Source organism: Pantoea sp. X-Soil-ISGK-285, from assembly GCF_059730815.1.
Genome location: NZ_AP035938.1, coordinates 1,618,449 through 1,639,292, shown reverse-complemented (window position 1 = coordinate 1,639,292; position 20,844 = coordinate 1,618,449). Strand labels below are relative to the sequence as shown.

The following is a 20,844-nucleotide window of genomic DNA, read 5'->3' as shown; positions in this document are numbered from 1 at the left end:
TCCTTTCCAGAGTGCAAAAAAACAACCCTGACCAGATGACCAGGGTTGCGGTTTTTAGCGTTGAATCAGAAACGGTATCCGATGCCGATGTTAAAACCATTGATGGCAACATCTTCGTTATATTTTACGCGAGTACCTTCATAGCCAACACTCACAGAGAGATTGCTGATAGGATTCACTACAACGCCAGCGCCATAGGCAAAAGAGGTTTTATTTTCGCTATATTCTTCGGAGTAGACTCCGGGAAAAGTCACGTTCTCATCCACTTTGGTATGGGCAACACCAATTAATCCATAGAAGCTGATGTAGTCATTGATGCGATATGCAGGACCTGCCATCAGTGAGTAATATTTCACTTTGGTTTTTCCATCATATCCGCTAACATCGCTATAAATATCTTCTCGCTCAGAAAAACTTTCATCGCCTTTCATGTAGCTGAATGAGCCAATCACACTGAGAGGAGACTCCCATTCATAGCGATACTGAACGTTGACGCCACGGATATTTTTAAAGTCTTCAACCTTGCTTTGTGCATATCCAACCGAGACGGTGTGATTATCAGCCAGCGCATTGCTGCCCACGAGCAGACCGCCACACAGTAATGCCAGCATTGTCATTTTAGAGGTCATGTAATTAATTCCTTTTCATAATTTAACATTATTTCCCTGCGCTTAACGCAGGACTTCGTTCCCTGAATCACCAATACCCGACGGACAGGATGATTTTTTATCTATCCGCCTGTATTGGACAGGAATTTCATGTAGCGCTCCGCGCCTGATGTTCAGATCGGTCGGATAGCATCTATTCATACCCGGATTTTTTTAAAACTGGCTGGCCTGAGTCAATGTGAAACTTAAACGCCAGCCTTATTAAATGGCACTTCGGCCATTTAATTTAGGTTAAGTAAAGAATTTAACCACAGGATTCATCCTGGCGATTAGTTATCAATCAATTCTTAATGGCACTATTAGACCAAAAAGAATTAGAGGTATCAAGACCGAGTTGCCATAAAAAAGCAAAACACCTGAAAACCATTACGGCACATACATCCAGAAAATTATCCTGCCTTATACAATCCATTAACGCAGATTATTAACTGACCTGTATGTTCCCAACCCTTTAAAAGACTAAGTTACAGTTCTATTTAAACCCCTCTGAATAAATGAAAGCATTCGGAAAGATAACACCTGTATTTTCCCAAAAAGCGTTACTTTCAAGCTGACTTGCAATACTGCTGCCGGTGCTCATGCCCATGCTCTGGTGCTCGGTTTTATAGTACGCGTGGTTCTCAATTTTGCTGAAGCCCAGCGTGTCGGTGTCGAAACGGTTTTTATCGGCGGTGGCGGTGGAGTCTATCACCGCACCCTTCTGCCAGGTGTGCTCACGCGCTGTCACGTCAAAACGGTGTCATGTCGCAACCCTTATTACCGTTTTTGGTGGATATATGGGCGTAACGCGGAAGACAGAATAAAAGCTGGTTAACGCGGATTCACAGCATGAAAGCCAACCCGTAACAGTTAATACAGAAGGCTACGGGAAGAAGAAATGAATGAAAGCCAGACCGGAGAAAAACAATCTGGTTTTCAGAGACAGCTCGCAATTTATTACTTAGCTTTTAGCGAGTTTACCCGGCAGGTGGTGTATATTTAAACAGGTAAAACAGAGCAGGAAGAGCGTAACGAGAGATTTTTTAGCGCGGGCTGAAGGTGGTGGAACACCAACAGCCCGCTGACCACCACCAACTGATAAGGAGTTGATTATGGCTGACACGCATCATAAGCCAGGAACCCGCACGGCCACAACCGCTGCGCATTATTACAGAGTGGGATACCGCCCTAATAGGGGCCAGCCGAACCCACTGCCGCAGCTCACCATCAAAGGCCGCTGGCTGGAAGCACTGGGTTTTACTACCGGGCAGAAGATCGAGGTGATCACCGGGCCGGGGCAGTTGATCATCCGGCTGGCTGAAGGGTGATCGGCGGGTAAAAATATCCCGGCTCGGAGGCCGGGATATTCTGTTTCAAGACGGGATTTTTGCCAGCAATTCGTTAACTTTATCCGTATATTCGGGATGTAGGTGAAGATATTTTTCGCAGGCTAAGCGGACATACTGATAACACGTTTCTTCACTTACAATTACAGTATCATCTTCTTCCGGTGGATAACCGTAGGCAAATTCAACACCTTCGAAATGATCCTCTTCATCATAGCTATTCATATCTGGAAAATGGCAATATGCACCATCTTTATTTAATGCACCTTTAATCATTAATAATTCGATAGCCCTTAAAAAATCCCCATCGTTATACATTCGATCGAAGTATGCCTTGACGACCCATACAGGGTCATCATCATGATATGGTTGACCAAATAACTCTTTATTCATCCATAACCTCTACTTTGGATGGAAGTTGTTCACCAAACCGGTATCTTTATTTATATATACACGGAATGCAACACCGCCAGCTGTGGCATCATAAGATTGCTGCCCTTTAGCTATGGCTACTTTGTAGCCTTTAGCAGCAGCTTCCTGACCTAATTGCAACATTTTTTCATCAGTAAAAATATTGGGGTCATAAATAGTCTTTTTAAATGGTTCGGCACCATTATTTTTCAAACCAATTATATTACCCTCACGATCTTTAGCAGGTATTTGATATTCTATTTGAGTAATACCCTTAGTTCCCGTCGGAGTTTCACTAACTATCTTCACATTATTTTTTTTCACAGCATCATAAAATGCATTTGCATTATGCGCCCCAGTAATTACTTTTTTCTGAGTATAACCAGCAAGTTGCGCTAAGTGTTCCGGTTGATCTATTTTAAAACTGATTCCTGAAGGGTAAATATTAGCTTCTTTAACTATCGCGCTGAGTTTGTTAGCCGCTGCCGTTCCCAGGACTGGTGACATCGAAGCTGCAACGATCTTCATTCCGTCATAGGTCGATACATACTGCTCCGCCGTCGTCTTATCAACCCTAAGCTGCTCCATGGCATAGTTGACCATTGCATCCTTTACCTGCTGCTGATTCTGCGCATCAACGCTGGTAATATTCAGCAGGTTCACTATCTGCCCGTAGGCATCCGGGTACATGTCGCTGACTTTATTATTGTAGTTTCCGGTCTCATACTCACCTTTGACCGAATAAGCTTCTAACCTTGCCGAAGCACATGCGGGGGTGGCAGCCCGGCCATTACCACAGGCATCCGTCACTTTCTTGTCACGGCTGATGTTTTTCTCACGCAGGTCGTTTATCTTCTGCTGTGCCTGCTCACGCTCTGCCGGGTCGTTGCTCCTGAGTTTTTGCCTCGCTATCTCAAACTCTGTCTTTTCATTAACGTGCAGCCAGTTATTCTCAACCGCATTTTTACCCGCCTGCGCGCCCGCCACCGCACCGCCCGTGCTGTCTCCGGCCACGCCGCCCGCAAGGCCCGCCGCCAGCGTCCCCAGCGCGCTGATGGTCTGCCGCTGCTCCTCACTCAGGTCTTCGCGCTTAACTCCCGGATACATCTGCTGCGCGATGTACTCGCCCATCGCCGCGCCAGAAGCACCCGCAAGTGCAGGATTACCCGACGCGTATGACGTCACCGCGCCCACTACCGCGTGTGCAATCAGGTTCGCCTGAACGTTCACCTCCTCTTTGCCGTCCGGGCCTTTTGTGGTCGTCAGCTTGTGTATCTGCTCCGCCAGGATTACCGTATCTGAACCGGGGTTATTTTCCAGGATCGCTTTAATGATATTGGCACTTACCGGTAAGTCACCTTTCACCATCCGGGCCAGACCGGCTTGGACCAGTTACGGTGGCAGTTTCTTATCTTGGGCATATTACGCATAAGAGGTGACCGACTGACCGTAATCTATCGCTCCTGATGGCAGTATATTGTTCCACCCATCACCCAGCGCATTATTCTCAACAGTCTTGCTTAGAAGGAAAACGAAGGAGTTAGGGTTTCAACCCTACTTAACTTCATTGAAGGCCCGAATTATCGGGCCTCATTTCCTTAACTGACCAGCATTAGGCTTGGTGGCCGAGATCTTTTTTAGTCTTTAAGGCTATGATAAAAACTAATAACACTTTTTAAATCGGTACTCCATTCCGATATTTTCATGCCATCTTCATTATACGTTGTTCGCGGTTCAGTAAAACTATTTATATTTTCAGGAGTGAACCCTGGACATTCATCTAAAAATAAAATGCTATTTTGAACGAAAACAACATCTCCAGAAAAATACAATACCCAAGTAAATATAAAATTTGCATTGGCAGGCTCATACATAGAAACAGCTAAAGCAGCATGCTTTTTATTTGCCAAGCCTTCCTCAAGAGAGCATCGCCAGTTATCTTTGTAATCATTTATATTCCAGTAAGATAGAGGTATATTCATCATTTCTGAAAATTCATCAATAATTATTAATGCTGGTAAGACGCATTCGCCCTCAATATCCACTGATTTATCTTCAGGGAAGATACCAAACATATGTCAATCCTTAATCCTGTTTAGATCGCTATCATAAGTGCCCATACGTTTCCCTCTACGGTCAAACATTTTCCAGCCATTGGTAACATTATGGCTGTCGACATCAGGTGTAATATATGTTTTACCATCAAAAAATACAGGTTGACCATGAGAATTGAATGGAGCCTTAGGTGCCGGAATTCTTCGGTCAAAACCTAAATTCCCAGCAGCTTCTTGAGCCTCTTTTCCTTTAAGGGCCAGATAAGCCAAATCATCCTTATTCTGCTCAGAAATCGGTGTAACCGTGGTATTGCCTCCCGTATCCGGCATACCATCCGTATTTCCGGTATTGCTGGATCCCTGCTCACCAGACTGAACCGGCGTGATCAGCGACGTTCCCTTATTCTCATCCTGCGCCGGATTGACCAGCTTACCCCCCGTCAAATCATCATTAACCGGTACGGTTTCAGTTTTGCTGCCTGCTCCGTTCGTGTGCTGCTGTGCCGTAACCACAGCCATTATCACACAGCTGGTATTCGCCAGGCAGGTCGCGTCCAGCCCTGCTTTTACCTTTTTGGTCAGCGCCAGTGCCGCCTGTTCATTTGCGCCGCCCTGGCCCGCTTCGGCCACTGTCGCCGCATCCAGCAACGATTTAGCCTGCATCATCTGCAACATGCCCATGCTGACCATGTTATTGCTGATTTCGTTCTGGCCCGCCTGCGCTCCGGCTACTGCGTCCGCCGTAGTCTCTCCAGCCAGCCCGGCTGCCAGACCTGCCGCAACCGTTCCCAGCGCGACCAGCGTCTGCTTCTGCTGTTCGCTAAGCTGACTGACCGGCACGTCACCGTACAGAACATTTTTGATGGCTTCACTCATCGCGGCGGTGGTAGCCGCGCCCGCCGCACCTGCTGCCGCTGAATTACCCTGTGCGGCAGCTATAACTCCGGCCACCGCAGCATGTGCCATTATACGACTGGCCTCATCCGGCGCTTTCTGCTTAATCAGCTCTGCAAGGTAAGGGGCCGAACCGCCAGCCAGTGCGGCTTTCAAATCGCCCCCCGCCAGCCCCTGTATCGCCGCCGTCGCCGCGCTGATACCCTGCTGCACCGACCCGCCGGTTCCCATTCCGCCGGCCAGCATCTCCCGGTTGTACAGCGTCTGATAGACCTGTCCGGTGATGTCGGCCGCGGTCGGCTCCTGACCCGGGTTCGCTTTGCGCCACTGCGCTTCGGCGTCCTTTTTCTGGTCCGGCGAGATGTTCTTCATCTTCTCCGTGGCCGCTCTGGTCGCCGCAATCTCGCCCTGCGTCCGCGCAATGTCGCCCGCCTGGCTGCCGATTTCCGCCAGCAGCTGCGCCGTCTCCATCCGCCGCTGCTCTTTCTCCTTATCGAAGATTTTATCCAGCCCCGGATTCGCACCCGCCGCGTCGCGGCTCAGGTCCGCCACGTCCTGCGTCTGCTTCGCCTTATCCCGGATAATGAGGGTGCCGTCGCTCACCGCCGCCTTCGTCACCGACGAGGCGCTGCCGCTGCCGTTCAGCCCCGCCAGCAGACCGTTCGCCATGTTGCCTTCGAACTGGCTGCCGATGCTGCCGCCGGTGCTCATGCCCACGCTCTGGTGCTCGGTTTTATAGTCCGCGTGGTTCTCTATGTTGCTGAAGCCCAGCGTGCCGGTGTCGAGACGGTTCTTATCGGCGGTGGCGGTGGAACTGATGACCGCGCCGTTCAGTTGGGTGTGCTCACCTGCCGTCACGTCAAAGCCGCCCTTCCCGGCAAAGATGCCGGTCTGCTCGGCCACGCTCTGCCAGTTGCTGTGCATCTTATCCTGGCTGAGGTTGACGCTCGCGGATCCGGTCATCGAGCCGAAGGTGAAGCTGCCGCCCGCGCTGGCGTTCTGCTGCTTACTGTCGTAGCGGTCGCTGTCCTGCTCTGAGGTCAGCGTCAGGTTGCGGCCGGTATCCACCTTCACGCTGTCCCCGCGCACCTGTGCGCCGGTCAGCGTGGTGTCGCGCCCGGCGTTCAGGCTTAGCCCGTTGCCCGCCGTGAGCGTAGTCTCGGTATGGGTCAGCCCGTTGCCGTTCTCGCGGCCTTTGCCCGCGTTGACGCTGGCTGAAACGCTGATGCCGTAGCCGCCCGACCCGGCGGTCAGGCCGATACCCAGGCTGCCGCCCTTGCTGCTGTTAGTGCTGTCGGTGCGCTCGCTGTTCTGCGCTGAAAGCAGGCTGATGTCGTTTTTCGCCGTCAGCCCGAGGTCGCCGCCCGCCTGAAGCTGGCTGCCCTGCACGAGGATGTCGCCCGCGCTGCCCGGCTGTGCACCGGTGGCGGTGATGGCCAGGTTACCGCCCGCGCCCAGCGTACTGCCCTGCGCTTCACGGCTTTCGGTGCGGGTCTCGCTTTTCGACGACTGGCTGCCGTAAGAAAGACTGATGCCGATCGAGTTGGTGGAGCCTTCTTCATAACCTTTGTCGCCCGGCTTCAGGCCTGCGGCGGTGTTTCTGGCGTTCGCCGCGTCGGTCTGCGCGCCGTCCATCTGGTACGCCTGCGCGGCCTGGGCCGCCGTCAGCGCCGCTTTGGTGCCCTGCAGCGCCTTCAGCCGGTCATCGCCGCTCTCATCGGCGGTACGGGCGGTCTGCACTGCCGTGTTCAGCGCCGCGCCCACCGTTCCGGACAGCGCCAGCGTCAGCCCGCTCTGCTTCTGCTCAGTTTTCGTCAGTGCGGTGTGGCTGTTTTCGGCCGCACTGAGGGTCACGTCGCTGCCGCTCACCAGGTTTTGTCCCTGGATGACGCCGTGATCACCGACTAACTTTCCGGTTGAGAGTTGCAGATCGCCACGCGCCACAATGCCGCCGCGATCGCCGCTGGCGCTGTTGTTCAGCTGCGCGCCGTGAGTATCCAGTGAGAGCGCCTGACCCGCTTGTAATAAGCCTCGCTGATTGTCGAGCGCGCCGGTCTTCAGCGTCAGCGCCCCATCAGACATCAGTGTGCCGTCAATGTTGGTCAGCAGGCCGCTGCTGATGTTGGCCGCCGAGGCAGCGGCGATGACGCCGTTCTGGTTATCCAGGTCGCCACTGTTAAGGGCAAGTGCGCCACCGCTGATTATCCCTGCTTTACCGCTGTCACGGTTAATCAGCGCCTGTCCGTGGGTATCAAGTGTCAGATCGCCGACTGACTGGATCAGACCGCTGTGATTGTCCGTTGTCCCGCTTGAAATGCTGAGATCGGTACGGGCGACCAGGTTGCCGCCAGTATTGTTCAGTTCACCCTGCTGCGTGTCGATGGTCACGCCGCGGCCGAGCAGGGTTCCACGCTGATTATCCAGCGCCTGACTGCGCAAAGTGACCTGCTGGCCCGCTTCGATGCGACCCTGGGTGTTATCAATAGCCTCGCGGGTCTTCAGCGTAGCGTCACCGCCAGTTGAAGCAATCAGGCCCTGCTGATTATTCAGGCTTGCGCTGGTGAGTTGCAGATTGCGACTGGCCTGCAGCGCACCCTGCGCGTTCGTCAGGGTCTCCTGAACATCCAGTTGCAGATCGCCGCTGCCCGCAGCCAGCAGCGTGCCACCGCTGTTATCCAGGCTACCTGAGGCAAGATTCAGATTACCGCCGCTCTCAATCCGCCCATCGCGGTTGTCTGTGTCACCCGAAACCGCGATCGCCATCTCACCAGCGCCACGCTGCGACAGCAGACCCTGACGGTGATCCAGCGTGCCCGCCGTCAGCGTCAGCGCCTCTGCCTGGGTGTGTGCCTGTGAGAGATCGAGCCTGTCGCCGCTGAGCGTTAACGCACCCGCTGACAGCAGATTGCCCTGATTGCCCTCCAGCCGTGTCGCATTAAGGTTCAGCGCGCCATTATTGCCCGCCAGCTGCACGGTGCCGCCCTGATTATCCAGCCATGGCGTATCCAGCTGCAGTGAGTCACCGTTACCTGCGATGAGCCCGCTGCGGTTTTCAATATGCTGCGCCTGCAGCCGGGTATCGCCTTCATTGCTCAGCGTGCCCTGATTGTTGAGCAACGCCCCCGTGGAGATCGTCAGGGCTTCGCGGTTTTGCTGGCGCAGCAGGCCGCGATTGTTACTGATGTTTTGTGCCGCGACAGCGAGGCTGCCCGCCGCCAGTTTGCCGTCATCATTGTTAAGCGCCGTCGCAGCCTGAATCCCGAGTGTACGGCCCGCCACCGTGGCGCCCTGGGTGCTGATATCCGCCTGCGTAGAGGTCAGCGCGATGGCATCGGCTGAGGTCTGGCTCCCGGCGAGATCGACCCGGCTGCCCCGCGCCTGAATCTGGTCGTGTGCCAGGTTTTTACCCCGCGCCTTAAGCTCGCCCTGGCTGGTCAGCAGCAAATTACCGGGCTGGCTCAGCGTCTCATTGCCGCCAACGCCTGCCGCCAGCGAACTCTCAGCGGTGCTCTCAATGGTGCTGGCGGAGAGTGTCGCGTTACGGCCTGCGCTCACCAGCCCGCTGTTGCGCAGCGTGCCGCTGGAGGCCAGCGTGACATCCTGCTGTGACACGATGTTGCCACGGTTCTCCTGGTCGCCAGCGCTGGCGATCTGCAGCGCGGCCTGACTTTGCAGCGTGCCGCTGTTCTCCAGTCTGCCATCCACTGTCAGGTGCAGCTCACCGGCGCTTGCACCCAGCTCACCGGCATTACGCACTCCAACGCCCTTTTCAGTACCGGTCAGGGTGATTTTATGGGCATACATGCCGCCAATAGCTGCGACGTCGAGCGCAAACTCAGGCCGTGTCGTCCCATTATCCGCTTTCACCGTAGTGACGGTACCTTCGGTCGCAACCTGGTTCCTGCCTGTGACCACATTGAGTTCGCGGGCATGAACTTTTGCGTTAACCGCTACCGACTGCGCAATGATCTGGGTGTAGTCAGCATCGCTGTCATTCAGGCCCTGACCTTCGATATTGATTCGGCCGCCATTAACATCGAAGCCTTTGAGCTGGCCGTTTTCAATCAGCGCCTGTCCGGTGGTCAGCGTATTGCGGCTGGCGTTGATAAATCCGCAGCCGTTACAGGTAATGCCTGACGGGTTTGCAATGACTACCGCAGCCCGCTTACCGGCTACTTCGATAAACCCGTTAAGCTGGCTGGGATTACGGCTGTTGACTTCGTTGAGAATGACCGTCGCTTCCTGCTTTGACAGCCAGGGGTTAGCTGCCACCATGCCACCCAGTTGAGTAGCCGTGTTCTGATGGCTGTTGTTCAGGATTGCGCCGCGCGCGTCAACGTCGAGCTGGCTGTACTGGTTGCGGGAAACACCCTGGCTATTGGGCGTCTGAATGTTGATTTGCGGCAGACCATTTGCGGTGGCCATGACGGTAGGCTGCTGGCTGCCCGGCGCGCTGCTGTCTGCCATAATGTTGGCCTGCACCGGCAGACTGACCACACCCGCTGCCAGCCAGAGAGCAAAGCTGAGCGGTGAGATCCGCACCCTCGCCTCTGCATATGAGGTGCGCTTCGGGCTTCGGGCAACACATGAATAGCCGCTACGGGTGATGTCAGACACCACCATTAGCATGCCGCGAACCCGGTTGAAGATAAGGCGATAGCAAAGTTTATTCATAATGCGCACAGTCCATTGTCAGCAATATCGATAAAAGGTTTAGTAGTTCCAGTTCACGCTGAAACCATAGGTGACAGGATCGGTTTTGAAGCCGTCCGGTTTCGACAGAGGAATCCCGGCAAAAAAGTCGTAGCTCAGGCTGGCGGGCGTGATCGCGCCGCGCAATCCGATGACGCCGCCCGCCAGATGTCGTCCCAGAGGTCCACCCTGGGAGGCGCTGTTGCCGCCCACCTCGCCATAGTCGGCACCCAGGTAAAGCTCCTGAGCGGGCAGCGGCGTCTGCCAGGCCAGCGTGTTCTGAACGGTCCAGCCGCGACTGGCGCTGAGGGTGCGCTCACCATCAAAACCGCGCACCGTCCAGCGGTTGCCAATCGCGAACTCATCCTGCGGTGTCAGCGGGGTGTTGCTCATCTGGCGACGATATTGGATGTTGTAACTTAAACGCTGATTACCCAGCGCGAACGGCGTGGTGAGTCCCGCCTGCCAGGTCAGGATTTTAGAAAGCGCGGTGGCATAGGTAGAGTCCTGATATGACTCCTCCCAGGCGGGCAGCGCACCGAACCAGCGCGTACCACGCTGATAACTGACACCGGCGTCCAGCGTCGCCGGACCGATGAAGTGCCGGTGCGACAGGCCGAGTCGCCATGCGCTGGTACGGCGCTGCTGGCTGCTGATTTCGGTGTCGTTGATGAAGTTGCGCGACTCTTTAACCAGCACATCGGCGCTGACGGTGGTTTTGGCGGCGGCATTGCGGTAGATCACCCGGCTGGCCTGCACATCCAGCGAGCGGCTCTTTCCGGCGTAGAGAAAATCGCGGCTGTAACCGGCGACTGTCTGATGGTAGTCGTAGTCGCTGGCGGTAAGGCCAAACAGCCAGTAGCCCACAGGCACCGAGTAATGTCCCGACAGGCTTTTGCTGCTTTTTCTGCCAGCAAATCCCAGGTCGCGACTGGCGGTCAGGTAGAAGAGATCGCTGAGAGAGGTCGGGTTATCCAGCGCCAGCATAATCCCGCTCTGATAGCGCCCGGTACTTTCGGTGCCGGAATCATCCAGCCATGCGCCGAGTCGCCAGAAACGGCGCTGCGTGCGTTCAATCACGATGTCACTTTCACCCGGATTGAGGCCTGGACGGAGCGCCATATGCGCTTCCACCGTCGGCAGACGCTGCAGGTTTTCCAGCCCCTGTTCAATATCCCGTAAATCCAGCAGATTGCCTGCATGGGCGGGTAATGTCGGCCACAGGCTGACATAGCGAGATGATGAGGGTGACAATTCCACACTGCGGATTTTGCCAGGCACTATCAGAAGTTGCAGCACGCCCTGACGCAGATCCTGCTGCGGAGCCAGCACGCGCGTAGTGACCCAGCCATGATTGATCAGCCGGTTTTGCAGCGTGCTCATTAACTGGCTGATGCCTTTCACGCCGAGACAATGACCATTGGCCTGACTGGCCAGACGCTGCAAAGGCACCCAGTGCGGCAGCGCCTCCTGCCCGGACAGAGTGACCTGCTGAATAACAAAACAGGGTGTTTCCTGCGGGAACGTCAGGTGGGAAGGTGCCGGAACCGTTTCTGAGAGACGCACATCAGGCACCTGTGGCATCAGCCGCTGCTGACGCGCTTTTTGTTGCTCCTGCTGATGCTGTAATTGCTCATCACCCGGTGCCGCCTGCACAGTGCAAACTGGCAGGGTGGTAATCAGCAGAGCGCAAAGCAGAGGTGCCAGCGTTGTTAAAACTCCATTTTTTTGGGGCTGCATAACCGATCCGTGTGGTTAAGTTGTAACAAAATGTATATTACTGCTTTCCTGCGCACATTATGCCGCTGGAATCAAAAACCACAAGAAAAATTATAGAAAAACTTACACTAAACTTACAAAAGTTAGTGAGACACGCCATTTAAAAAAGTACCAGTAATTAATCGTAGTTCAGGGATTGCTGAGTCTGGCGAATCGCCGGGATTAGCTAAAGGCACAGAGGCGGATATTTTTAGCCAATGAATAACAAGGAATTAGCCATTCGTTCAGCGCGTCAGAGACCAGCTTTGTAGCCGGGCTAATGACGGAGCTGAAGTAGCCGAACTCGTTACCTTAAAAGTTTTCTGGCTATAGCAAATATTTTTTCGGTTATTCTCTTTTTATGAATGGTACGCATTTCAGGCATCACCCTGATACTACTCTGCCATTCTCATAAAATTTTACTTTAGTCAAAATTATGAATGCATTTTGCTTTAACCGATACCACACTGTCCTGCGCCAGCGTCTGTTTCAGGGGCTTCTCCGGGGCATAAAAAAAGCCCCCTCAGAACCGAGGAGGCTTAACATTAATTAGCCAGCGTTATTGCTGTTGCTTAGTGCAGCTTCAGCCGGGGACGAATAACCCGGTTAATACTGCCGACCAGCATCATCAGACCGGTTTTGAAGTAGCCGTGCAGGGCGATCTGGTGCATACGGTAAAGCGAGATGTAGACAAAGCGCGCGATGCGCCCTTCCACCATCATTGAGCCGCGCATCAGGTTGCCCATCAGGCTGCCGACCGTACTGAAGCGGGAGAGCGATACCAGCGAGCCATGATCTTTATAGACATAGGCTTTCAGCGGCTTACCGTGACGCTGCGCCAGGATGTTTTCCATGGCGCGTGAAGCCATCTGATGCGCTGACTGGGCGCGCGGTGGTACAAAACCGCCGCCCGGCAAGGCGCAGGAGGCGCAGTCGCCAATCGCGTAGATGTCATCGTCCAGCGTAGTTTGCAGCGTCTCTTTGACCACCAGCTGATTGATGCGGTTGGTTTCCAGTCCGCCAATCTCTTTCAGGAAGTCGGGCGCTTTGATTCCAGCCGCCCAGACCATCAGATCGGCTTCGATAAACTCACCGCCTTTGGTATTCAGGCCATTACGCTCGGCGCTGGTGACCATGGTCTGCGTCAGCACGCGAACGCCCAGCTTGGTCAGCTCCTGATGTGCCGCAGCAGAGATGCGTGGTGGCAGTGCAGGCAGGATACGCTCACCCGCTTCAACCAGTGTCACATTCAGCGCTTCGCGTCCCAGGCCTTTGAAGCCGTAGCTGTGCAGCTGTTTCACCGCGTTGTGCAATTCAGCTGACAGCTCTACGCCTGTTGCCCCGCCGCCCACGATAGCGATGTTAACTTTCTCGACCCGGCCTTCGCTGGCGGAGAATTTCAGGAACAGGTTGAGCATTTCGTTATGGAAACGACGCGCCTGATGCGGATTATCCAGGAAGATGCAGTGATCTTTGACGCCCGGCGTACCGAAATCATTCGAGGTGCTGCCCAGCGCCATTACCAACTGGTCGTAGGCCACTTCACGCTGTGGCACCAGCACTTCGCCCTGCGCATTCAGCACTTCGGCCAGGCGGATCACTTTTCGGGTGCGATCGATATCGGTGAGCGAACCCAGCTGGAACTCAAAACCGTGATTGCGGGCATGAGCCAGATAGCTCAATGCATCAATGCCTTCGTCCATTGAGCCGGTCGCCACTTCGTGCAGCAGCGGCTTCCACAAGTGACTGTGGTTACGATCAACCAGGATAATCTCGGCCTTCTTTTTACGACCCAGTTTATGGCCCAGCTGCGTGGCCATTTCCAGGCCGCCCGCTCCCCCTCCGACAATAACAATTTTCTTAACAGACGTAGTCAACAAAGACCCCCTCAAATTGTGAACCAAAAGTTAACCAAAGGTTAAATTAAACCTTAAGAAACATAGGGTTGGCGAAGTTTAAATCGCAATCTGCTGGGAGAATAGCATGGCGGGAAGAGGAGAACATAAGAATATTGATATACATCAAAGCGGGAAAATAAAACTCAGATAATTACGTAATAAAAACAGGCACCTTGCGGTGCCTTTGCTGCTTAACCTAATGTTTTAAAAGCTTTTATCCGCTTAAGATGTGGGGATATATTTTTGAATTTGTGCCCTTCCGTCTCATCCCAGACAATTTCATAAAACGGATGCAGCTGGTCAGCAATGTGCTGGCTGTCGAGCGCCTCATCGTGACGGGAGAGAATGGCCAGGCAGCGGTCACGATTACGCTCGCGAAAATCGCTGACGCACTTCGTTGCGATATCCTGATACTCCTCCGGCCGGTCGATCTTCCCTTCCATGTTCGCCTGAGGCGAGAGGTTGGGATTAAAAATCACCTGGCGGATGCCGCACAGAAATCCAATGCGCTCTGACCAGAAGCCGCCCAGTCCGACGCCGCAAATCAGCGGCCGGTCGTCGTCAGAAAGCGTCAGCATCTTATCGGTCTCTTTTAGCAGAAACTGCATGTCATGTTTGGGATGGCGGGTGCTGTAACTGATCAACCTGACGTCAGGATCGATAAATTGCAGTTGCAGCACTTTTTCGTGATTGCCCGGACTGTTGGAATCAAAACCGTGCAGATAGATGATCATGATAATCCTCAAGGTAGTGATAGCGCCGGGCAGTCACTGCTTACCACGACGCCTTATGAGCCAGCCAGCGTTCCTGAAGCGCACTCAGTTGCTGAGCATTGTTTTTCCAGCGATGCGTTCCCCGCAGTTCATCGCGGGTAAACCTGCCCTGATGATACAGCTGTGTGACCCGCTCTGACCCGACCGGGATCAGGTTATCCAGTACACTGATGGCGCCCTGACGCTGATTGCAGACCAGAATCATGTCACAGCCCGCGGAAAGGGACTGCTGCGCCCGCTCAGGATAGCTGCCCATCACCGCTGCGCCCTCCATCGACAGATCGTCGGAGAAAATAATACCGTCAAAGCCCAGTTGCTCACGCAGCACGGTTTTAAGCCAGTATGGCGAACCACTGGCGGGCAGCGGATCAACTTCGGAGTAGATGACGTGTGCGGGCATGATGGCGTCCAGTGCCTGTTCGGTAATCAGCTTGCTGAAGATTGCCATGTCATGCTCACGCAGCGTCTTTTCGTCCCGCGGATCGCGTGGGGTCTCTTTATGCGAATCCGCACTCACCGCACCGTGACCCGGAAAATGTTTACCCGTAGTCTTCATGCCCGCCTCGTGCATCCCGGCAATAAAGCGGCGGGCGACGTCAAGGGCGATGGCCGGATCGGCATGGAAAGAACGGTCACCAATCGCGGCGCTGATATGACCAATATCGAGTACCGGCGCAAAGCTGATATCGATATCCATGGCGATCATCTCGGCCGCCATTTGCCATCCCGCCTGTTGCGCCAGTTCACCGGCGGTATCCAGGTCGTGCAACGCAGCAAAAGATTGCATGGCAGGCAGTTGGGTGAAGCCGTCACGGAAACGCTGCACGCGACCGCCCTCCTGATCCACCGCCACTACCAGCCGGGTGTGAGAGGCGGCGCGGATCTGCCGCACCAGCTCAGCCAGCTGTGCGGGATCATGATAATTTCGGGCAAATAAAATTAAACCGCCCACCAGCGGATGCTGCAGGATGTCGCGCTCTTCGCCATCCAGTTCATAACCCTCGACGTCAAGCATCAGGGGGCCGGGTAAATCTGATCTCATATCATGAATCCTGTAGCGAAACGCACCTGCGTAACGCGATTAAATCTGTTCCCAGCTCTGTCGAGCCAGCTGTTGTAATGTGTCGTCATCACGCTGACTGGCACGGAGCTGATACCAGCTGGCCATCAGCAACTGCAGCCAGGGCTGCCAGCGTCTGACCTGCTGCACCAGCGCGGTAAGCGGCAACTGCATCGCCGCGGCATACTCAGCCAGCCAGTCGGCCTGGTGCTGCGGATCGCTGGCACAGACAGCCGCCAGCTCCAGCGCCACGTCGCCATCGGCGGCATACTCCCAGTCGATCAGACGCAGACCTTCGGGACCTTGTATGACATTTCCGGCATGCAGATCCATGTGCAGCGGAGCCAGCCGCAGCGGGTGAGGTTCACCCTGCTGCGTCAGACGTCTGAGCGCCCGCAACCAGCGGTGATGCCGCTGTGGAGTGAGCTGCCAGTAGCGCCATAACAGCGGCAACAACTGCAGACGATAGCCGGTCAGCGGCTGCTGATGCAGCTGCTGTAGCAGTGCCACGATCTGTGGACGCTGCTGGCTGAAACGGTGTTCATCCAGCGCTTCGCCTGCGCACCAGGTCAGGATAATCCCCTGATGATGGCCCGCCACGGGCTGCGGTGCCACTCCGCTGGCTTGCAGTTTGCGTAACAGACGGAATTCGCGCTGCCGATCCACAAACGGAATAACCGGTTGCGGTGCCGCCCGCGCGATAAAAGTTCCGCGCGGGCTGACAATCTTCTGGCTGTGCCCGGTCAGACCGGCAAGCGGGATAAAGGATGTCTTTTCTGGTTCGCCGGTGACCTGCTGAATCATCCGCTGGAAAGCGGGATTAATTCTGTGCAATGCCGTTGCCGGACCAGATGATCTCGCCGGTCTGAACCAGCATCAGTTGCATTTGCAGCGTCGGCGCTTTGACATCGCCACGCGCGTTGCTGTAAAGCACATACTGAGCGTTAACGTTACGCGCCAGGCCAATCGCTTTACTGCGCGAGTTCAGGCTGTCATCCGGCGATAATCCCAGCGTCTGCTTGGCCTGCGCCAGTTGGTCAGCAGAAACCAGGGTGAATTTGCCGTTGTTATTCAGCGCATTCTGGATAGCTGCCGTCGCTTTCTCGCTTTGCAGCGCACCGTTGGTGCTGTTTTTAACGCGATCCACCAGCAACACGCTGCCCGGCTCGGCGCTGGCAGCCTGTAACATCTGCGCCACCAGCGGCTGAACGCTGGCATCCCAGTTGATAGTGACCAGTTTCGGTGGCTGCGGCACAGGCTGCGGTTGCGGCACCGGTTCAGGTTGTGGAACGGGCTGCACCGGCTCCACAGGCTGAGTCGGTTCAACTGGTGCAGGCTGCTGCTGTTTCACCACACAGCCGGTCAGAATGAGCGCCATCAGGAGCGCTCCGGTACGATTAACACTGCGTATCACGTAGAAAATCCTTAAAGATAGAGATAAAGACGAACCTTGCTGGCCGTCAGGTTACCCAGTTGCGAAGTGGCGATAATGCTGCCCTGCGCCGGAACGGTAACGGTCTGCGCCGGTTCCTGCGGGGTGATTTCCAGCCCTTTGTCGTCATACCAGTAGTAACGATAGTGCACAACAACCGGTGTTTCGCGCTGATTATAGAGCACGCTGGTGGCACGCTTTAGTCCATCGTTCTCATCCAGCGTCGGTTCATCGGTAATGATCCCTGCCGACAGCACAGAGGACTCCATCACCAGCGACTGTGACGTATTGATCATCGGTTTTTCACTGCTGCAGGCCGTCAGGCAGAGCAGGATCGGCAGGCCAGTCAGCCAGGATCGCATAGCACGCTTCCGTTATCAGGTCAGTTAGAGAGCATCGGTCCCAGCGGTTCACCGCCCAGCAGATGCATATGAATGTGATAAACCTCCTGACCACCATGTTGATTGCAGTTCACAATCAGACGATAACCATTTTGATCGATACCTTCCTGACGGGCGATTTTCGCCGCGGTAGTAAACATACGTCCCAGCGCATGCTCATGCGCCGCTTCCGCCTCGTTGACCGTTGGGATCAGCACATTCGGCACGATTAAAATATGGGTTGGCGCTTTGGGCGAAATGTCGCGGAAGGCAGTGACCAGCTCATCCTGATAAACCACATCAGCGGGGATTTCGCGGCGGATAATTTTACTAAAAATGGTTTCTTCTGCCATGGTGCAATTCCTTTAGCCTGAGTCTTAATCAATCAGTATGCGGGAGAAATTTGTTTTCTTTCAACCTCAGGACCACTTTTCTTGCATTGTTCGCCTGCCTTTGCAGCAGCCCCCTCTCTCCGTGACCCGCACGCTGTTCAGAATGCTGGCAACGCCCCTGCCACACCATAAAATGAAACGCTGTTTTATAAATTAGAATTTCGCCACCCTTTTCTTTGTATGACTGCCACTTCAGCGCCAGCACTTGCCAAATTGCGAAGGTTTAGCCGACCCGTCAGTTCTACTTTGCTAACCAGTCCGGGTGAGATGACCGGCGTCACCAGGGATAAACCGCCATAAACATCAAGGAGCATCAGACATGCGCTCACGTAAAATTGGTCTTGGCCACTATCTGGCCTACGGTTCCGGAGATTTTCTTGGAGCAGGCACCACGGCGCTGACCGCCGCCTGGTTGCTCTATTTTTACACCACCTTTTGTGGGTTAACCCCGATTCAGGCCACGCTGATCTTTGCCGCTGCCCGCGTGCTGGATGCGATAGTCAGTCCGCTAATGGGCTTTCTGACCGATAACTTCGGTTCGACCTGGCTGGGCAAACGCTTTGGCCGCCGCAAATTTTTTATCCTGCTCGGCATACCCTCTGTATTCAGTTATAGCCTGATGTGGCTCAGCGACATGAGTTTCTGGTGGTATCTCTGCACGTATCTGCTGTTTGATATCGTCTACACCATGATCCTGGTGCCGTATGAAACGCTGGTGCCGGAAATGACCGACGATTTCAAACAGAAAACCCGCTTCTCCGGTGCCCGCATCGGCCTGGCTCAGCTGTCGGCCATTCTGGCTGCCTTTTTACCCGGTATTTTGCTGGGTATGCTGGGCAAAGATAATCCTCTCTCCTTCTTCTACGCCAGCCTGGTGTTCTCGGTAATCTGCGCGCTGGTGCTGACGCTGGTGTGGTGCTTTACCTGGGAGCGTCACCCCGACGACTTTTCCGCCGAGTCACGACGTACAGAACAGGAAAAGCAGCAGCTGACGCTGATGCAGAATCTCAAGCGGCTCTATGTCGAGCTGGCTTCAACCTTACGCATCCGCATCTTCCGCCAGCACCTTGGCATGTACCTCGGCGGCTATATCGCCCAGGATGTGTTTAACGCCGTCTTTACCTGGTATGTGGTATTTGTGCTGATGCAGAGCGCTCAGGTCGCCTCCAGCCTGATGGGCACCATGGCGGTGCTGCAGTTTATTGCCGTGATGGCGATGATTCCGCTCTGCATCCGCATGGGACCCGCGCCCGCCTACCGTCTGGTGGCTGTGCTGTTTGGCCTTGCGGCGCTCTCCTACGCTGGATTGTGGTATGCCGGAATGAACGACAACATGTCACTGCTGTTGGTGATCTCCGCCCTGGCAGGTCTGGGACGTGGCGGCATCAACTATGTGCCATGGAACACCTATACCTATATCGCCGATGTGGACGAGGTGATCACCGGACAGCGCCGTGAAGGAATTTTTGCCGGCATCATGACCCTGACGCGAAAAGCGTCGCAGGCTGGGGCAGTCATGCTGGTCGGTATCGTGCTTCAGCTCTCCGGCTTTGTCTCTGGACAGGCGACCCAGGTACCCGGCGTCAGCCACACTATCCTGGCGATTCTCAGCATAGGCACTGTGGCCGTGCTGGCCTGCGGCTTTATCGTGTCACTGCGCTTTAAGCTTAATCTGCAGACCCACACTGTGCTGCGCCAGGAGACGCTGAAGATGCGCGACGCGGGCCGCATCGTGCCGGAAAGCATCACGCCGGAAGCACGCGGAATTGTAGAAATGCTGGCTGGCATGCCTTACGAAAATCTTTGGGGCAACAACAACATTGGCTTCCTTAATCGTAATAAGCCAGCGCCGGAAAAATTGTCCGCACATCCCACTTTAAACCCTTCTTTAAACCCGACCTTAAAACGACAGGAATAAACCATGACTGTATTTCCCGTTAAACACAGCAAATTATTGTGCCAGCCCGAACATCTGTTGCCACGCAGCGAACTTGTACAGCTGATTCAAAAGCTTACACAGAATCTGGTTAACATCACCGATGAGACAGGCGAATTTTTATTACGGCTGGACGATGGCCGGGTGATTGATACCAAAGGCTGGGCGGGTTGGGAATGGACACACGGCATCGGTCTGTATGGCATGCTGCACTACTATCAGCAGACCGGTGACCAGCAGACGCTGGCGATCATTGATGAGTGGTTTACGCAGCGTCTGGCGGAAGGCACGCCGACGAAAAATGTGAATACCGTTTGTCCTTTTCTGACGCTGGCCTACCGTTACGAAGAGACCGGTAACCCGGCCTGGGTGCCGGTGCTGGAGCGCTGGGCAGAATGGGTTATGTATGAGATGCCGCGTACCGAACAGGGCGGCCTGCAGCACATTGTCTATAACAACGAAAACCCGCAGCAGCTCTGGGACGATACGCTGATGATGAGCGTGATGGCGCTGGCGAAAATTGGCCAGTTGCTGAAGCGCGATGAGTGGATTGAAGAAGCGAGTTATCAGTTTCTGCTGCACACCCAGTATCTGATGGATCGCAAAACCGGCTTATGGTTCCACGGCTGGAACTTTGACGGCCGCCATAACTTTGCTGATGCACGCTGGGCGCGCGGTAACAGCTGGGTGACGATTGTTATTCCCAACTTCCTGGAGATGATGAACTGGCCTGAGCATCACGCTACCCGCCGTTTTCTGCAGCAGGTGCTTGAGACCCAGGTTAAAGCACTCAGGGAGTGTCAGCACAGCAGCGGATTGTGGCACACCCTGCTTGATGATCCGCACAGCTACCCGGAAGCCTCCGCCACCGCCGGGTTTGCCTATGGCATTCTGAAAGGGGTTCGTAAGCGTTATCTGCCCGCGGAGTATCGCGAGGTGGCAGAAAAAGCGTTGCGCGGCGTGATTGCCAATATTGATGACGATGGCGAGTTAAAACAGGTCTCCTTTGGTACCGCAATGGGCAAGGATCTGGATTACTACCGCACGGTTCCTCTGACCTCTATGCCCTACGGCCAGGCGATGGCCCTGCTATGCCTGACAGAGTATCTGCGCGTTTACCTCTGAATCCCGGCCAAAAAAAAGCCCCGCTTAGCGGGGCTTTTTCATCGCT

Annotated in this window: 14 protein-coding genes and 5 pseudogenes; 3 read left to right on the top strand and 16 right to left on the bottom strand. The window is 54.7% G+C overall.

Features of this window, described 5'->3' with window-relative positions:
- Window positions 1-65 precede the first annotated feature (65 nt).
- Window positions 66-629 carry an Ail/Lom family outer membrane beta-barrel protein gene (locus tag AC6I8B_RS07830; protein WP_022625856.1) on the bottom strand — a complete coding sequence of 188 codons (564 nt, stop codon included), beginning with the start codon at window positions 627-629 and terminating at the stop codon, window positions 66-68.
- Window positions 630-1,206: 577 nt separating this feature from the next.
- A pseudogene (locus AC6I8B_RS07825) lies at window positions 1,207-1,401 on the bottom strand (hypothetical protein); the annotation flags it as partial.
- 358 nt (window positions 1,402-1,759) lie between these two features.
- On the opposite strand from AC6I8B_RS07825, the gene AC6I8B_RS07820 reads away from it, so the two are divergent.
- A complete protein-coding gene (locus AC6I8B_RS07820; protein WP_033757310.1) occupies window positions 1,760-1,975 on the top strand; it encodes a SymE family type I addiction module toxin in 216 nt (71 codons plus the stop codon).
- A 45-nt stretch (window positions 1,976-2,020) separates the two neighbouring features.
- Here the strand turns inward: AC6I8B_RS07820 and cdiI are convergent, their stop codons facing one another.
- From cdiI to hinT, 14 genes and pseudogenes are all read right to left on the bottom strand, one after another.
- The gene (cdiI, locus tag AC6I8B_RS07815; protein WP_033757309.1) at window positions 2,021-2,386 is read right to left on the bottom strand and encodes a ribonuclease toxin immunity protein CdiI; all 366 of its coding nucleotides are present in this window, start codon (window positions 2,384-2,386) and stop codon (window positions 2,021-2,023) included.
- 9 nt (window positions 2,387-2,395) lie between these two features.
- Window positions 2,396-3,694 (bottom strand): annotated as a pseudogene (locus AC6I8B_RS07810) (VENN motif pre-toxin domain-containing protein); the annotation flags it as partial.
- A gap of 347 nt (window positions 3,695-4,041) precedes the next feature.
- Complete coding sequence (locus tag AC6I8B_RS07805; RefSeq protein ID WP_033757308.1) at window positions 4,042-4,479, bottom strand: hypothetical protein; 438 nt, start codon at window positions 4,477-4,479, stop codon at window positions 4,042-4,044.
- A 3-nt stretch (window positions 4,480-4,482) separates the two neighbouring features.
- Window positions 4,483-4,632, bottom strand: a pseudogene (locus AC6I8B_RS07800) (toxin C-terminal domain-containing protein); the annotation flags it as partial.
- Window positions 4,633-5,142: 510 nt separating this feature from the next.
- Window positions 5,143-7,239, bottom strand: a pseudogene (locus AC6I8B_RS07795) (hemagglutinin repeat-containing protein); the annotation flags it as partial.
- A gap of 135 nt (window positions 7,240-7,374) precedes the next feature.
- Window positions 7,375-10,026 (bottom strand): annotated as a pseudogene (locus AC6I8B_RS07790) (two-partner secretion domain-containing protein); the annotation flags it as partial.
- 39 nt (window positions 10,027-10,065) lie between these two features.
- Window positions 10,066-11,784 carry a ShlB/FhaC/HecB family hemolysin secretion/activation protein gene (locus tag AC6I8B_RS07785; protein ID WP_157351869.1) on the bottom strand — a complete coding sequence of 573 codons (1,719 nt, stop codon included), beginning with the start codon at window positions 11,782-11,784 and terminating at the stop codon, window positions 10,066-10,068.
- Between the two features lie 590 nt (window positions 11,785-12,374).
- A complete protein-coding gene (locus tag AC6I8B_RS07780; RefSeq protein WP_033771460.1) occupies window positions 12,375-13,679 on the bottom strand; it encodes an NAD(P)/FAD-dependent oxidoreductase in 1,305 nt (434 codons plus the stop codon).
- Window positions 13,680-13,891: 212 nt separating this feature from the next.
- On the bottom strand, window positions 13,892-14,434 hold the full coding sequence (ycfP, locus tag AC6I8B_RS07775) for an alpha/beta hydrolase YcfP (protein ID WP_010246299.1): 543 nt from the start codon (window positions 14,432-14,434) through the stop codon (window positions 13,892-13,894).
- A gap of 40 nt (window positions 14,435-14,474) precedes the next feature.
- Window positions 14,475-15,515 (bottom strand): beta-N-acetylhexosaminidase, encoded by a 1,041-nt coding sequence (gene nagZ, locus AC6I8B_RS07770; protein ID WP_022625859.1) that lies wholly within the window; start codon window positions 15,513-15,515, stop codon window positions 14,475-14,477.
- Window positions 15,516-15,554: 39 nt separating this feature from the next.
- Window positions 15,555-16,337 (bottom strand): thiamine kinase, encoded by a 783-nt coding sequence (thiK, locus tag AC6I8B_RS07765; RefSeq protein WP_157352861.1) that lies wholly within the window; start codon window positions 16,335-16,337, stop codon window positions 15,555-15,557.
- Window positions 16,338-16,353: 16 nt separating this feature from the next.
- Complete coding sequence (lpoB, locus tag AC6I8B_RS07760; RefSeq protein ID WP_022625861.1) at window positions 16,354-16,947, bottom strand: penicillin-binding protein activator LpoB; 594 nt, start codon at window positions 16,945-16,947, stop codon at window positions 16,354-16,356.
- Window positions 16,948-16,958: 11 nt separating this feature from the next.
- A complete protein-coding gene (locus AC6I8B_RS07755; protein ID WP_010246307.1) occupies window positions 16,959-17,327 on the bottom strand; it encodes a YcfL family putative periplasmic lipoprotein in 369 nt (122 codons plus the stop codon).
- A gap of 20 nt (window positions 17,328-17,347) precedes the next feature.
- The gene (hinT, locus tag AC6I8B_RS07750; protein WP_009090851.1) at window positions 17,348-17,698 is read right to left on the bottom strand and encodes a purine nucleoside phosphoramidase; all 351 of its coding nucleotides are present in this window, start codon (window positions 17,696-17,698) and stop codon (window positions 17,348-17,350) included.
- A gap of 358 nt (window positions 17,699-18,056) precedes the next feature.
- On the opposite strand from hinT, the gene AC6I8B_RS07745 reads away from it, so the two are divergent.
- Entirely contained in the window at window positions 18,057-19,655 is a 1,599-nt protein-coding gene (locus AC6I8B_RS07745; protein ID WP_497817692.1) for an MFS transporter, read from the top strand.
- A gap of 3 nt (window positions 19,656-19,658) precedes the next feature.
- On the top strand, window positions 19,659-20,798 hold the full coding sequence (bglB, locus tag AC6I8B_RS07740; protein ID WP_497817691.1) for a beta-galactosidase BglB: 1,140 nt from the start codon (window positions 19,659-19,661) through the stop codon (window positions 20,796-20,798).
- Window positions 20,799-20,844 lie beyond the last annotated feature (46 nt).